Annotated in this window: 12 protein-coding genes; 7 read left to right on the forward strand and 5 right to left on the reverse strand. The window is 47.6% G+C overall.

Going from position 1 to position 14,659, the window contains the following annotated elements; genetic code table 11:
* The first annotated feature begins 79 nt into the window (after nucleotides 1-79).
* The 7 genes from GWP40_RS05595 (at nucleotide 80) to radC (ending at nucleotide 11,194) form a co-directional block, all read left to right on the forward strand.
* On the forward strand, nucleotides 80-2,134 hold the full coding sequence (locus GWP40_RS05595; RefSeq protein WP_212566401.1) for an alpha-amylase family glycosyl hydrolase: 2,055 nt from the start codon (nucleotides 80-82) through the stop codon (nucleotides 2,132-2,134).
* Between the two features lie 155 nt (nucleotides 2,135-2,289).
* Entirely contained in the window at nucleotides 2,290-3,519 is a 1,230-nt protein-coding gene (locus tag GWP40_RS05600) for a sugar ABC transporter substrate-binding protein (protein WP_212566402.1), read from the forward strand.
* A 124-nt stretch (nucleotides 3,520-3,643) separates the two neighbouring features.
* Nucleotides 3,644-5,542, forward strand: coding sequence for a glycoside hydrolase family 13 protein (locus tag GWP40_RS05605; protein ID WP_212566403.1), 1,899 nt, complete (start codon nucleotides 3,644-3,646; stop codon nucleotides 5,540-5,542).
* Nucleotides 5,543-5,706: 164 nt separating this feature from the next.
* Entirely contained in the window at nucleotides 5,707-7,089 is a 1,383-nt protein-coding gene (locus GWP40_RS05610) for a carbohydrate ABC transporter permease (protein ID WP_016524051.1), read from the forward strand.
* Entirely contained in the window at nucleotides 7,089-7,973 is an 885-nt protein-coding gene (locus GWP40_RS05615) for a sugar ABC transporter permease (protein ID WP_016524050.1), read from the forward strand. The genes GWP40_RS05610 and GWP40_RS05615 overlap by 1 nt, the downstream gene beginning before the upstream one ends.
* Nucleotides 7,974-8,194: 221 nt before the next feature.
* Nucleotides 8,195-10,285 (forward strand): methyl-accepting chemotaxis protein, encoded by a 2,091-nt coding sequence (locus tag GWP40_RS05620; protein WP_212566404.1) that lies wholly within the window; start codon nucleotides 8,195-8,197, stop codon nucleotides 10,283-10,285.
* Between the two features lie 240 nt (nucleotides 10,286-10,525).
* Entirely contained in the window at nucleotides 10,526-11,194 is a 669-nt protein-coding gene (gene radC / locus GWP40_RS05625) for a RadC family protein (protein WP_212566405.1), read from the forward strand.
* A 34-nt stretch (nucleotides 11,195-11,228) separates the two neighbouring features.
* On the opposite strand, the gene GWP40_RS05630 is transcribed toward radC, so the two are convergent.
* Genes GWP40_RS05630 through metG form a run of 5 tightly spaced genes read right to left on the reverse strand, consistent with a single transcriptional unit; the run spans nucleotide 11,229 to nucleotide 14,539 of the window.
* Nucleotides 11,229-12,257, reverse strand: a complete 1,029-nt coding sequence (locus tag GWP40_RS05630) for an alpha/beta hydrolase family protein (RefSeq protein ID WP_212566406.1) — start codon at nucleotides 12,255-12,257, stop codon at nucleotides 11,229-11,231.
* Between the two features lie 5 nt (nucleotides 12,258-12,262).
* Nucleotides 12,263-12,676: a CYTH domain-containing protein gene (locus GWP40_RS05635; protein WP_230974630.1), complete on the reverse strand. Its 414-nt coding sequence runs from the start codon at nucleotides 12,674-12,676 to the stop codon at nucleotides 12,263-12,265.
* Nucleotides 12,663-12,848 (reverse strand): hypothetical protein, encoded by a 186-nt coding sequence (locus GWP40_RS12735; RefSeq protein ID WP_230974631.1) that lies wholly within the window; start codon nucleotides 12,846-12,848, stop codon nucleotides 12,663-12,665. The genes GWP40_RS05635 and GWP40_RS12735 overlap by 14 nt, the downstream gene beginning before the upstream one ends.
* Before the next feature lie 50 nt (nucleotides 12,849-12,898).
* Entirely contained in the window at nucleotides 12,899-14,128 is a 1,230-nt protein-coding gene (locus GWP40_RS05640) for an FprA family A-type flavoprotein (protein ID WP_212566407.1), read from the reverse strand.
* 60 nt (nucleotides 14,129-14,188) lie between these two features.
* Nucleotides 14,189-14,539, reverse strand: coding sequence for a methionine--tRNA ligase subunit beta (metG, locus tag GWP40_RS05645; RefSeq protein WP_206181518.1), 351 nt, complete (start codon nucleotides 14,537-14,539; stop codon nucleotides 14,189-14,191).
* Nucleotides 14,540-14,659: the final 120 nt, after the last annotated feature.

Raw genomic sequence — 14,659 nt, forward strand, 5'->3', positions numbered from 1 at the left:
ATTAAAACCTCCCTGCACGAATAAAAAATATTCATATATTGGTGATTCGAGGATTATATGCTATTATATATGGAGCCTTATGAGATCACCCGTCCAAGCTTGTGAGCAGACCATTCCGCCTAAAAATATGCAGCTCGGCGCTATGTACGATGCCGCCGCTCAAAGCTGCCGTTTTTCTTTATGGGCGCCGACTTCCCGTGATGTGTCGGTAAACCTCTATCAAAACGCCGGTGATTTAACGCCTACTTTTACGGTTCCGCTTCGGTATGACGATGCAACCGGCTTGTGGTGCGGCATTTTTGCAGAGCAGGATCCGGAACTGTTCTTTTACGATTACACGCTGACAAACGAAACGGGAACGCATACCGTGCTTGATCCGTACAGCCTCTCGATGGCGGCTTGTACCGGTAGCAGCGGTATCGGCCGGGGCGCTATTATTAACCTGCAAAAAGAAACGCTCAAATCGGAGCGGGAATATCCGTATATCACCTTGCAAAAACGGGAGGATGCGATTATTTACGAAGTGTCCGTCCGCGATTTTACCGCAAGCCCCGACTCCGGCGTTAGAAATATCCCCGGCACATATAAAGCTTTTATCGAAAAAATTCCCTACTTACGCGAACTGGGCATTACGCATATTCAGCTGATGCCGGTGCTGAACTTTTACTATACGGACGAGACAAATCAGAAGTATGAAGATGCCGGTACGGTACATAACAACAACTACAACTGGGGCTACGACCCGCATAACTATTTTACGCCTGAAGGCTGGTATGCAAGCGAGCCTGAAAATCCCGAAAGCCGTGTACGCGAATTGCGGGAGCTGATTAATGAGTGCCATCGGGCAGGGCTCGGTGTAGTGCTGGACGTGGTGTATAATCATGTTGCGCGTACCGGTCTTTTCGACGCGATTGTTCCGGGCTATTATTTTCGGACAAATTCCGACGGCAGCTATACCAACGGCTCGTGCTGCGGGAACGATATTGCCTCGGAGCGGCCGATGGCACGAAAGCTTATTGTCGATTCGGCTGTACACTGGGTGAAAAACTATAAGGTTGACGGTCTCCGGTTTGATCTGATGGGACTGCTCGATACCGAGACGGTGCTGGAGGCGTACGACCGCTGCAGGGAACTTAATCCATCGGTACTGTTCATCGGGGAAGGCTGGAAGCTGTATAACGGAGCCGAAGGTACCGTCGGTATGGATCAGCGGTACATGACCGAAACCGACAGCGTTGCCGTCTTTAACGATGAATTCCGCGATTTGGTAAAAGCAGGCGGTATGAATGAAGAGGGCAAGGGCTTTTTAACCGGCGGCAACGTCGATCTTAGACAGCTCTTTTGCAACTGTATCGGGTTGCCTCAGTACAACTATACCGCCGACAGCCCGGGCGATAACGTGCAGTACCTTGTTTGCCACGACGGGCTTACGCTGCACGACTGCATCGCCCATAATGCAGGGCTTGATGAACGTATCCCCTCGCAACGGCAGGAGCTGATTGCCCGTATCAAACTCGGCAACGCGCTGGCGCTTACCTGTCAAGGGATCGCATTCTTACACGCCGGACAGGAGCGGGGTCGTACCAAGCCGAATGTGCACGGAGCGGCGGAAGAATGTATCGGTGCTTTTGTCCGCAACAGCTATGACGCTTCGGACAGCGTTAACCGCATTGTATGGACGCTCGATGAGGATTACGCCGAGCTGCTCGCATACACGCGCGGGCTTATCGCGTTGCGGAAACGGTTTGACGTGTTTAGAATAGGAAATGCCGGACGCATTGCACAAGTCGCCGTGTTTTTGCCCGCAGAAGATGCATCGATTGTTGCATCGAGGGATTGCAGCAACCGCTGTGCCGTAAAGAGCGATGCCGGAGTATTGTCCGAAACGGAGAAGCAGTACGGGCAGGCATTCGGGTACACACTTGACTGGACGGACGGTACGTGGTTTTTGTTGTTTAATGCGGCGGGAACGGAACACTGTTTTACACTTGGCGGCGCATTACAAAAGCCTGTGGTTTTTGTCGATGGAGCGGCGGCATCGCCGGACGGTATTACATGTCCGTCCGGTATACGATTTGAGGCAAACCGGATCATACTAGATCCGTACACTGCGGCTATTGTTCGCAGTGAATAGACCTGTTCGATAACTTCGTTGTCGAACAGGTCGGCGAGTTCTAAATTGTACAAATAGCACGATTTAGAACATCGCATTTCAAGGTAACCTGTTCAGAAACGGAAGTTTCCGAACAGGTTTAGTAGATTTTTTTCATAACAGATTGGAGGTGTTATATGAAAAAAGCAATTATAGGGCTTTCTGCCTGTGTATCATTGGTGCTTCTTCTTGCTCTTACGAGCTGCGGCGGAGGTTCCGAGAAGAAGGACGATAAAGCCGGCGATATGAAGGGTGAAACGGTTACCGTTAAAATATGGGAATCCGAAGGCGCCGAAAAAGATTTTATGCTGTTCGCTGCGGAAGAATACAAAAAAACGCATCCGAACGTATCCTTTGTGTATGAACCGGTTCAGTCGACCGATGCGCGTACAAAGATTGAAATGGACGGCCCCGCAGGTGTCGGCGCAGATATCTTTGTTGCACCGCACGACCACATCGGCGCCCTTGTCGCAGGCGGTCATATTCTCCCCTTTGATGATGCGTCCGTCCTCGACAACTTTATCCCCGCTGCATTGACATCCGCCGCGTATGAGGGAAAAAACTACGGGTATCCGCTCGCAATCGAAACCTACGCATTGTTCTATAATAAAGACCTTTTACCGGAAGCCCCCAAGACATGGGACGCGGTGGAAACGTTTGCAAAGACATGGAACGATAAAGCTCAAAATAAATATGCATTGGTCTGGGGTGTCGGAAACGCATACTTTAACTACATCTTTATGAGCGGCTTCGGCGCACCGCTTTTCGGCCCGAACGGCGATGACCCCAAACAGCATAACGTCAATAGCCCCAATGCTATTACCGGCTTAACCTATTTCCAGAGCCTGCGCAAGAAAATGCTCGATGTTCCGTCAGGCGATATTACCGATGATTTCTGCAATTCCTCGTTTACGGAAGGTAAAGCCGCGATGATTATTACCGGCCCGTGGAAGATCTCCGATTTTTCAAAAACAGGCCTTAACTACGGTATTGCACCCATTCCGGTATTTCCCGGTATGACCAATCCTCCGGCATCGTTCTCCGGTCTTCGCATGGCCTTTGTCAGCGCCTACAGCGATCATCCGGCGGAAGTGCAAGACTTTGCAAAATTCCTTACTTCAAAGCCGATATTGGAAAAACGGTATGAAATGACCAAGCAAATCCCGCCCCGCTCCGATATCACCATCAGCGATCCGTTAAGCCAAGGTATTTTAGCGCAGGCGCAATACGCAACACCGATGCCCACCATTCCCGAAATGGGCAAATACTGGTCTGCAATGAATGCAACTTTTACGAATATCTGGGACGGCGGCAATGTTACGGAAAAACTGAATGCCGCTGCCGCTACAATGGAGTCGATACAATAGGACATGGAGCTGCCCAAAAACTGAAAGCCTATCGACTTTTTCTGTAAGGAAATTATTCGTTATATCCGCTAAAGCGAATTACGAAACAGTTTTGGGACAGTTTCCTTGGATATAGGTGCTTGGTATGCAGTTTTCGGCAATAGACCATCGCAGTACGGATAATTTTTGTTATCCGCTCAATGAAAATGAACTTATGATCAGCCTTAAAACCGGCAGCGACATACGGCGTGTATTTATTGTATACGGAGATCCGTTTGACGGTTCGGTAACACCGGCCGGCTGGGCATGGGAAGGCAAACGGCAGGAAATCACCCGCAAAAAAGATCTTCCCTACCATACATGGTGGCAGGTAACGGTTTCGCTTCCTTATGGACGGTGTAAATACTGCTTTGAACTGCACGGTCAAGATGAAGACGATGTCCGCTACTGTCTGGAAAACGGGTTTTACACGGCAGATGAGCTTGTTACGCTGCGCCGTATAACCGGTAATTTTCCCGGTTTTGAGTTTCCGTGGCTGGACGGCGCCGAATGCGTCCGCGTACCGGATTGGGTACCCCGCACCGTGTGGTATCAAATTTTTCCCGATCGATTTTGCAGGGATACCGCCTCGCAGAAGCCGAATGCTCTGCCGTGGCCTGCTGCCGAGGATGCCGTTACCAACAATGAACACTATGGCGGTACGCTTCGGGGTATTATCGAAAAGCTCGGCTATCTTGCCGATTTGAACATTACCGGCTTATATCTTAATCCGGTTAATGCTTCGCCGAGTGTCCATAAGTATGACACATCCGATTATCTGAATATCGATCCCGCATTCGGCAGCGCAGATGATCTGCATACGCTGGTAAAGGAAGCCCATGCACGCGGTATAAAAGTGATGCTGGACGGCGTCTTTAACCACTGCGGCTGGGACTTTGCACTGTGGCAGGATGTTGTCCGCAACGGAAAAGCCTCGCCGTATTTCGATTGGTTCATCGTAAAAGAATGGCCGTTTGAAACTGCGGTAGAACCGGAATGTGAAAACGCCGCGAGCCGAAGCCGACCGTCCGGTACAAACGGAAAGAGCGGACGATACAGCGTTTTTGCGTATGTCGATACGATGCCGAAGCTGAATACCAATAATCCTGCCGTCATCGATTATCTGCTGAACGTATGCGAAACATGGGTGCGCAGTTATGATATTGACGGGCTCCGGCTCGATGTTGCGAATGAGCTTTCGCACACATTTTGCAGGCAGCTTTATCGGCGGATGCGCAGTCTTAAAAAAGACTTTTACCTGCTCGGTGAAATATGGCGCAGTGCCTTGCCGTGGCTGCGCGGCGGCGAGTTGGATTCGGTAATGAATTATCCGCTCGCGCTGTGCTTCTGGAAATTCTTTTACGATAAAACGCTGCCCGCCCTGACTTTGGAGCGGGAAATAAACGCTGTTTTTACCGCCTATCCCGAACCGGTTACCGTAGGCCTGTTTAATCTGCTGGATTCCCATGATACGCCGCGCCTTTTTACCCGCAACGGCGGTGATGTGTTCGCCGTATGGCAGCAATACGCCCTGCTGTTGAGCCTGCCCGGTTCACCGTGTATCTATTACGGCAGCGAGGTTCTGCTTGCAGGCGGACATGATCCCGATTGCCGCCGCTGTATGCCGTGGCAGGCTATCGAAGCAGGTGAATACGCCGAACCGATGAGCATGATGCGGCAGTTGATTGCTTTGCGCCGTACGCATCCGGCAATGACCGCTTCCGGTTACTCATATCTGCATGACGTACCGCTTGCCGAAAGCGAACCGAATAGAATTATTCATTTGCAAAAGTATGCCGAAACGGTAGAACCTGCGGAAACTCCGGAGACCGTTGAAACCGCGGGAGTTCCGATTACGCGGAGCATAGACCTTATTCTCAATTGCGGTACGGCTCCGGTATCAATCGCACAGATAATAGATGAAAAGGCACGGGTATACCTCTCCCTGCGCTGCAGGGATAAAACGGTACAGCCCGGCGGCTTTATCTTTTTTGAACATGGATAATATACCTCTAAAAACTTCAGTTTTGAGAGGTTTTCCTTAGATTGAATTTGCGATGTTTTGATTTAAGTCTTTATGATATAAAGGCTTAAATCAAAACTCGTCGGGCATCTCTAAAAATCTAACCGAGTTTTTAGAGATGCCCTAATATATAAGGAGGAGTTTTAATGGCTACAACGACCTTACAAGGCGCCGCCGTTATCGACAAATCAATTATCAAAAAGACGTCAACCGCATCGACGTGCTTTATGGGGCTCGGTCAGATCCTCTATTTAAAGCAATATGTGCGCGGCGCCTTTTTCGCTTTGATGGAATTGGCGGTCTTATTTTTGATCTTTTTTGATCAGACGGTTATGCAGTTCAATGGAAAAGGCCCCATCGTGCGGAGTCTGATCGGCCTTATCACACTCGGAGAAGAAAAACCGAATGTCCCTATCAAGATGAAGGATCATTCCATCTTCATGATGATCGGCGGCCTTATCACCGTATTGCTGCTCGTCGTATTTATTGGCATATATGTTGCGAACGTGATCACTGCCAAAAAAACGGCGGCCTATATCGTGGAAAAGCAGCGTTATCCGTCCGCGGCGGAAGCCCGTAAGAAGTTTGTCGAATCGGCCTTTCCGTATCTCGGACTGAGCCCTGCAATCCTGTTGATCTTGTTTTTCACTGTTTTGCCGCTCATCTTTTCGGCGCTGGTTGCCTTTACGAATTATTCATCGCCCAAGCACATTCCGCCGAACAACCTTGTCGACTGGGTAGGTTTTGAAAACTTTATTACAATGTTTAATTCAAAGATGGCAAACAGCTGGTTCTCCGCTTTCGGGCGCGTCGCTCTGTGGACGGTTATCTGGGCGTTCTTTGCAACCACAACCTGTTATTTTACCGGTATGATATTCGCAGTTATCCTTGTCGACAAGCGCATCAAGCTGCCGAAATTCTTCCGAACCGTGTTTATCCTGCCGTATGCCATTCCGGTTATGCTGAGCTTGTTCATTTGGGCGAACCTTTTAAACGGAACATTCGGCCCTATCAACCGCTCGCTGATGCAGTTCGGTCTTTTGAGTGAACCGATTAAGTGGCTTTCCGATCCGTTTATGGCAAAGATTACGATGCTGTTGGTTAATATTTGGATCGGCTTTCCGTATAGTATGATATTAATTACCAGCAATATGACGGCCATCCCTGCGGATATTTATGAGGCGGCAACCATCGACGGCGCGAATAAGATGCAGCAGTTCTTCCGCATCACACTCCCGCTGGTGCTGTTCCAAACGATGCCTATTCTCATTATGCAGTTTGCCGCCAATATCAACAACTTCGGCGCGGTATACTTCCTTACTGCAGGTGGTCCGAATCTTGACGACAGTATTCAGACAAAGGCAGGCGCAACCGATCTGTTGATTTCGTGGATTTATAAACTCACGTATGATACGCCGACTTTATACAACCTTGCCTCGGTACTTTCCATCCTCGTGTTTGTCGTGCTGGTACCGTTCGCAGTCTATAATTTTACGCATACTAAGGCGTTTAAAGAAGGAGAACTGTAATGAAAAAGCATTCTCTGAGTACCATACTGGTACTGATTATCCTGTATACCGTCCTTATTTCGACGGTGCTCTTTGTCCTCTATCCCGTTGCCTTTACGGTCGGTGCGGCGTTTACCAAGACCAATTCGTTGGCGGCAACAAGCATTTCTCCTATTCCCAAGGAACCGTCGGTGTATCAGTTTAAACGGCTTTTAACACCCGCGGACAAAATCGTCGAAGGTACAACCGATGTGCGCGGCACCAACTATGTGAAATGGTACGGCAATACTCTCAAGATTGCGGTGTTCAATGTTCTTTTGACCTTGGCTGTCTGCGTAACCGCCGCCTATATCTTTTCCCGTTTTAGGTTCCCGCTGCGAAAGCCGTTGCTCGCTTCTATGATTGTGCTGCAGATGTTCCCCAGCTTTATCGGAATGGTTGCAACGTATGTGCTATTATGGAAGATAAACGGCTTAAATACCCATTGGGGGCTCCTTTTGGTATATGCGGCGGGCAGTGTGCCCTTTAACGTATGGCTGATGAAAGGCTATTTTGATACGGTGCCGAAAAGCGTTGAAGAAGCCGCCCATGTCGACGGTGCCGGTTCGTTTACCACATACGTGAAAATCGTACTGCCGATGGTAAAGCCGATGATTATGTTCCTTGCGCTTACCAGCTTTACCGCGCCGTGGATGGACTTTATCTTCCCGCGCCTTATTTTGCGCAGCGATGATAAAAAGACCTTGGCGCTCGGCCTTTTCGAGCTGATTAACGGCCGCGCAAACGATAACTTTACGATGTTTGCTGCAGGCGCGCTGCTCGTAGCAGTGCCCTTTACGCTGCTGTTTATGGCAGGACAGAAATTCCTATTAAAGTCCCTTGCTGCCGGCGCGGTAAAAGAGTAGTGTATATTAAGAAAACTAGGGAAACACTGATTAATTCGAAGGCGAATTAATCAGTGTTAACATTAAAATTTCTTGTTTCGTAATAAGTCTATATATTATAGGCAATTAAAGACTTATGAGAAACAAGGGGAAGTGCAGATTAAATGCGCTCCTCGCTTTAATCAGCACTTCCCTAAGAAAAGAGTTGTTTTTAGCTAAGCTATAAATTAAAGGAGAGTACAATGAAAAAACGCTTTTCAATCCGTTACAAATTAATCATCATCTTTGGGACATTGATATTGGCTGCAGGGGTTATCGAAGGGCTTCTGGCAGTTCGCTCGGCAAACAAGGCTGTAACTGAAAAGGTCGAAATGCATCTGATTGACAAAGCAACAGATACGGCGGAAATTCTCGACGGACGTGTGAATACGGTGTTTCAATTTTTGGAAGGCATAGCCCGAATACCTGTATTACGTGATGATGCCATTACATTTAGAGATAAAATGTTACTGCTTGCTGAAGAAGCAAAATTCAATTCCATTATCAGTGAATTATATATTACCGATAAAGGAGGAATCTTGCATAACTTAGACGGATCTGAGATTGCATTTGATGATACACAATGGTTTCAGGCCGGTATGAACGGGGAAAAATATACGGAAGAACCCTATATCGATGTGGAAAATAACATATTTATTACATTTTCTTTACCGGTATATGATGACAGTGGGACTATTATCGGAGTATTGGGCGCTGATGTTGACGGTTCATGGCTTTCCAATCAAATTGCCGATATTGTTGTAGGAGAAACGGGAGACTGTTATATTTTAGATAAATTAGGGAATACGATCGCTGACAAAGACTTTAGTTTGGTTGAAAATAGCTCAAATGCTTATGAGGAATCTAAGACCGATGTATCGCTTGAATCCGTCGGTACATTTGAAAAAATGGCTGTCCAAGAGGAAAAATCGTCAATCGGATATTTTGAATACAAGGGGATAAAAAGGATTGCCTCTTATGCAAGGATGAAAACGACAGGGTGGACGGTTATCATAAATGCTCCTGTGAATGAGTTTATGGGAACAGTCAATACGCTGCGTATTTCGATGCTCGGTATCGGTGCAGTAATTTTACTTATCGCACTCGTTGTCATCTACTTTGTCGCCTGTGCAATGGTAAAACCTGTTAAAACGGCGGTTGACGCACTGAAAGATATCGCACGAGGTGGAGGAGATTTAACGGTGTGCCTTCCCATTCACGGCAATGATGAAGTTACGGATTTGTCCGAATATTTTAACGAGACGATTGCAAAAATCGGTTCATCTATCCGGCATGTTGGAGTGAACAGCAGTAACATGGAAGAAATCGGGGATGAACTGGCGTCCAACATGACCGAAACGGCAAGCGCTATCAATGAAATCAGTGCTAATATCGACGGGGTTAAACAGCAGGCGATGACCCAAGCGGCAAGTGTGACTGAAACGGCGGCTACTGTTGAAGAAATTGTCCGCACCATTAAGCAGTTGAATAACAGCATCGAAACACAGGCTGCAAGCGTTGCCCAGTCTTCTTCTTCCGTAGAAGAAATGGTTGCTAATATCGCCTCTATCGGGCAAACACTCGGCAAAACGGACGAGGTAATAAAAACACTTACAACAGCGACCGGCGACGGCAAAGCTACCCTTGTAACTTCAAATACCGTAACGCAAAAGATAGCTGAGGAATCAGGTTCGCTGATGGAAGCGTCTAGTGTTATTCAGCATATCGCTTCACAGACAAACCTTTTGGCGATGAATGCCGCGATCGAAGCCGCTCATGCGGGAGAAGCAGGCAAAGGTTTTGCCGTCGTTGCCGATGAAATCCGTAAGTTAGCAGAAGATTCTGCTGCACAGGGAAAGACCATCACTTCAACGCTTAAGACCTTATCGGGAGAAATTGAAACCCTTTCCGCTTCGTCCAAAACGGTGGAAGAAAAGTTCAATGTAATTTTCACCCTTGCGGCGCAGGTAAAAGAAATGAGCGACCGTCTGACCGAAGCAATGCGGGAACAGGAGAACGGCAGCAGGGAAGTGCTGATTGCAATTAAAAGCATCAATACAGTAACCACGGAAGTACAAGCCGGTTCCGAAGAAATGCTGAAAGGCGGGGAGAGTGTTGCGGAGGAGATGCGCAAGCTCGACGGCCTTACCCGCGTTATAACCGACAGCATGAACGAGATGTCATCCGGCGCGGTACAAATCAACAACGCCATACAGGAAGTGAGCGAGATTACGCAGAAGAATAAGCGGAGTATTGAGGCACTGGCACAAGAAGTTTCCAAATTCAAAACATAAGTTAGGGGGTATTTTCTTTTTTTCCGATAAAAAGAAAATACCCCCTACAACCCCCATCTATTCAGTACCGCCACGCACGGCGGTGGTTCCACGCAGTAACCAGTTTGCTTGCAAACTGGTAGCTCAAGAATGTGCTAGGACGCACATTCTTGAACGGCATCCATACCGCTGCTGAAAATTCTTAATGTGGTTTTCTTATTTTTCCTGCCAAAATGGCGGCTTATGCGCTATATATCGGGTATGACTATACATTCAAATGTACGAGAAAAACCGAATATACGAGAGCGTCTTTTGGCGTATGGAGCGGAACAGCTGAGCGATGTTGATTTGCTTGCGGTTCTTCTGCATACCGGTATTGCGAATAAGCCGGTAACAAAGCTTGCCGAGGAGATTATCCGACATATTGATACACGGAAAACGGAAAGTATCGAAGCGGCGTTAAAGACTATTAACGGGATCGGAGATGCAAAGCTATCAACGATACTCGCAGCGTTCGAACTTGGCAGGAGATATTACGGTGTCGGAGGCGAAAAAATCCGGCATCCGAATGATATTGTTCCGTTCTTGCGGCATTATTCGGTGCGTAAGCAAGAGCAGTTTATCTGTGTATCGCTGAACGGGGCGCACGAAATTTTGGCAATCCGTGTAGTTTCGGTCGGGACACTGACGCATACGCTGGTTCATCCTCGTGAGGTATTTGCTGACGCGCTTGCCGACAGAGCCGCCACGGTTATCCTTGCACACAACCACCCCTCAGGTGCTTTGGCTCCTTCTGCTGAAGATTTAAACTTGACTCACCGGCTCTGTGAGGCGGGACGCCTCTTAGGAATTGAGGTATTGGATCACATCATTTTGTCGCCGAACGGTGAGTATATGAGTTTTATCGAGGCAGGAATCCCGCTCGCATAGGGGTGGGATAAAAAGCGGATCGAGGGCGGTATGCTTATCGGCGCAAAAAGTTACGGAAAGCGTAAGCGGGGTAACGTTTTGCGTTACCGGAATAAAACCATCCTTTTATTGCTTCAAAAGCGGCAGGGGATAAGTAGGGCAGGGAAGCCTCTGATATTTTCTGCTTTAAAAACAGGTCGAGCCATCCGAGTATTAACAGCCTGTAGCGCATATAAAGTTCGATATCGAACCAGCCTGAAAGCATATTGCCTTTGGTATCGAGCCCGCTGCTATGAACACCGTTTTTAATGGCAAAAAAAGCCGTGGGTGCGGATGTATTGCAGTGCTCATAAAATTCAAAGGTTTTTTCAGGATACGCAACATTATCCCTGTTGCCGGTAACAATAAGAACAGGAATGTGCATGGCTGTTAGATCGGTACCGAGAACCTCATTTTTGCCTCCAACTCGTTCTACTAAAGAAGACGCCCCGTTATACGGATTTAACGCAACCACAGCACCGATATCGGGGTGTGATTTTGAAAAATGCAGCGCCGCTGCCCCTCCCATAGAGTGTCCGATTATTGCCATTTTTTGCATATCTATTCGCTTAAATAAACGGCTTTCGGGATTTTCGCTTGCCGTTTTTAAAAGGGTATATGCCGACTCAAATGCAGCGATAAACTCTTCGGGGTAACTTTTTTCTTTTGCCGAGAGAATCGCAGCGACATATCCCTGAGATGCAAGATAACGGGCAAGGCTTGCATTCGGCTTTTTTGAAACATGCCAGCCATGGCTGATAATAACGAGCGGGTATGTTCCCTCAAGTACCGGATAAAAAACGGTGAGTGGAGTGTCTAAAACACCTTCATCGGTTAATTCAGGTGCTGAAAAAGCGTGATTGAGTTCATAGTTGTAGATGCGGTTATGTTTTTTAAAAGACTCAGGGTTCAATACGGCAACTTCATATTCGAGCTGTGCGTCACCGGTTTGCGCATACAGTACGGTGGTTCCGTTTAACAGAAGTAGTAAGACAAAAAAGAAACATGTGCGCGGTAAAAAAAATATCGTTTTATATGTTTTCATAAAATCTAACGAGCCAATAGTTCATTATACGGGCGTATTTCGATAGCCGATCGCGGAACTTCTAAAGCGGCGAGTAGCGTATTGAAAATAGTCTGCGCATTACGGATATGCCGCTCGAAAGCGGCGCTATCGGAACCTTCATCGGGGTAGAGGACTTCGATTTCCAAAAAATGCCCGATCGGATGTATGAAGGAAAGCTCTGCCGACACCGACCGAGTATCTTTGAGTATGTCCGCGGAAAACAAGCTTGCGCGTGGAACAAAAACTTTTGTTTCCTTTTGTTTCTCTGCAGTGCAGGTCATACCGAGACTTTCGAGCATTTCGGTAAAGACCGGTACGGACGCGGCTGCAAGCTCAAATTCAAGTTCGCGGTTGGTTTCTATCATATCGGTATAGTGTTTCTGTTTATGCGTTACCAAAACCGTTTCCTTGGTACCAATCAGTTCCCGCCGTACCCGTACCGTTTTTTTCTCCGAGCGTCCAGTACCGGTCGGTCTTGACGCAGCGGAGTGAAAAATCTGCGATACGGGATAACAGCGCCTCGGTTTTTTCGGGATGTTCAAGATGCGCCTTTAATTCGATTTCGTGCATACGTTAATCTGTGCTAATCAAGCTGTGCCAATATGGAAAGCGGTTGAACTTTACGCTTGAACGCCTGTTTTAACCGCACGAGCGAGTTCTGCGCCTCGTTCTTCAAGCAGCCGAATATCTACGTCGAGCAGCTTACCCTGCCATTCATATTGTTCCGGATGGTTCCATTTTAGAGCGGCTGCTTTTTGCTCGTATTCTTTCTTTGCGCCGCCCGACCAGCCCCAGTTTCCGATACGCAGTACCGTTTTATCGGTAATATGCTTGCGTTCAAATAAATCCAATACGTACGCCATCGGCGGGAACATCTTGTATTCATACGTCGGCATTGCAAGTACCAAGCCTGCCGCCTTGTACGCATCACCGAGAATGTAGGATACGTCCGTGTCGGGTATGTCGTGGATAGTGTAGGGAACTTGTTCGGCTTCAATTCCTTTGATAACGGCGTCCAGCCCTTGTTTGGTATATCCGTACATAGAACCCCAAATAATACAGATTTCTTTTTCGCATTCGCCGCCGGTGTTGTAACCTGCAAACCGTTTGTACAGGGCAGAAATACGGTCGGGATGGGAGCGCCAAATAAGACCGTGACTCGGCGCAATGCATTTGATATCCAGCGCTGCAAGTTTGTCCAAAGCCTTTAAGACAAAGGTACTGAAACTTGCGACAATGTTGGAATAATAGCGCAGCGCTTCGGATTCGTAAAACTTCAGTTCTTCCTCAGAATGCTGATCGTCAAAGATTTTTTCGCCGATAGCGCCGTACGATCCGAATGCATCACAGGAAAAGAGGACTTTAGCGGCAGGGTCATAGGTCATCATTGTTTCCGGCCAGTGCACATTCGGTGTTTCGTAGAATTGGAGAACTTTTCCGCCGCCAAGGTCAAGACTATCTCCCGTTTTAACCGCATGGAGGTTTCCCTGCACCTTAAAAAACTTTTCGACTATCACCAGCCCTTTTGACGTACTGATAACTTCCGCCTGCGGATTACAGGAATGGACATATTCAATCAGATCGCAATGGTCGGGTTCCAAGTGATTCAGAATAAGATAATCGATGTCCTTGAACGAAAGTCCGATGGATTCCAGTTGTTCCGTATAGCTTTTTAACGAGCCGTCCCAATCACGGACAATATCGATCAAAGCGGTCTTTTCACCTTTTACGATATATGAATTGATGCTTACTCCTTGAGGCAGCATCCACAAACCTTCAAACCGGCTGGTGCGTGCACAAATATCCGCATGGATACAGTATATGCCTGCACTTATTTCTTGCGCTTTCATAGTGTCCTCCGTAAATAAATCTAAGGAAAACCTCTCATTTGCATTGAGGCTCGGTGAGCGTTAGGTGATATTAGTACCGGCAGGTACCGGTGTTTCGGGTTTTAGCAGAACGCAGATTGATGAATCTTCGGATTCTGCGCAGAGCAGCATTCCCTCGGAAATATGTCCGCGCATTTTAGCGGGCTTGAGGTTTGCAAGCACGATAATCTCTTTGCCGACTAATTCTTCGGCACTATAGTAGTCAACGAGGCTCGAAACGATTTGGCGCGGCTTTTCTTCGCCGAGGTCTACCTGTAAAATGTAGAGTTTTTCTGCATTTTCAGCTTTTACACATTCCAAAACCTTGCCGGTTTTCAGCTGTAGTTTTGCAAAATCATCATAGGTAATTATTTCAGTTGTGTTTTCACTCATGCTGCTCAGTATATGAGAAAGAGCCGAAAACTGCAAGCCGAGGAGAGAGCAGCGGTATCAGCTTACCGTTCAGGTAGGCAGCTGTTTTTTGTATATACGGACAACTGTACAGGGCATCTT

Source organism: Treponema vincentii (genome assembly GCF_018336815.1).
Taxonomy (GTDB): Bacteria; Spirochaetota; Spirochaetia; order Treponematales; family Treponemataceae; genus Treponema.

Coding starts and splice junctions, on each gene's coding strand:
- GWP40_RS05610 (WP_016524051.1), top strand. CDS start 5,707: ATGGCTACAACGACCTTACAAGGCGCCGCCGTTATCGACAAATCAATT.
- GWP40_RS05630 (WP_212566406.1), bottom strand. CDS start 12,257: ATGAAAACATATAAAACGATATTTTTTTTACCGCGCACATGTTTCTTT.
- GWP40_RS05615 (WP_016524050.1), top strand. CDS start 7,089: ATGAAAAAGCATTCTCTGAGTACCATACTGGTACTGATTATCCTGTAT.
- GWP40_RS05620 (WP_212566404.1), top strand. CDS start 8,195: ATGAAAAAACGCTTTTCAATCCGTTACAAATTAATCATCATCTTTGGG.
- GWP40_RS12735 (WP_230974631.1), bottom strand. CDS start 12,848: ATGCACGAAATCGAATTAAAGGCGCATCTTGAACATCCCGAAAAAACC.
- GWP40_RS05595 (WP_212566401.1), top strand. CDS start 80: ATGAGATCACCCGTCCAAGCTTGTGAGCAGACCATTCCGCCTAAAAAT.
- radC (WP_212566405.1), top strand. CDS start 10,526: ATGACTATACATTCAAATGTACGAGAAAAACCGAATATACGAGAGCGT.
- metG (WP_206181518.1), bottom strand. CDS start 14,539: ATGAGTGAAAACACAACTGAAATAATTACCTATGATGATTTTGCAAAA.
- GWP40_RS05600 (WP_212566402.1), top strand. CDS start 2,290: ATGAAAAAAGCAATTATAGGGCTTTCTGCCTGTGTATCATTGGTGCTT.
- GWP40_RS05640 (WP_212566407.1), bottom strand. CDS start 14,128: ATGAAAGCGCAAGAAATAAGTGCAGGCATATACTGTATCCATGCGGAT.
- GWP40_RS05605 (WP_212566403.1), top strand. CDS start 3,644: ATGCAGTTTTCGGCAATAGACCATCGCAGTACGGATAATTTTTGTTAT.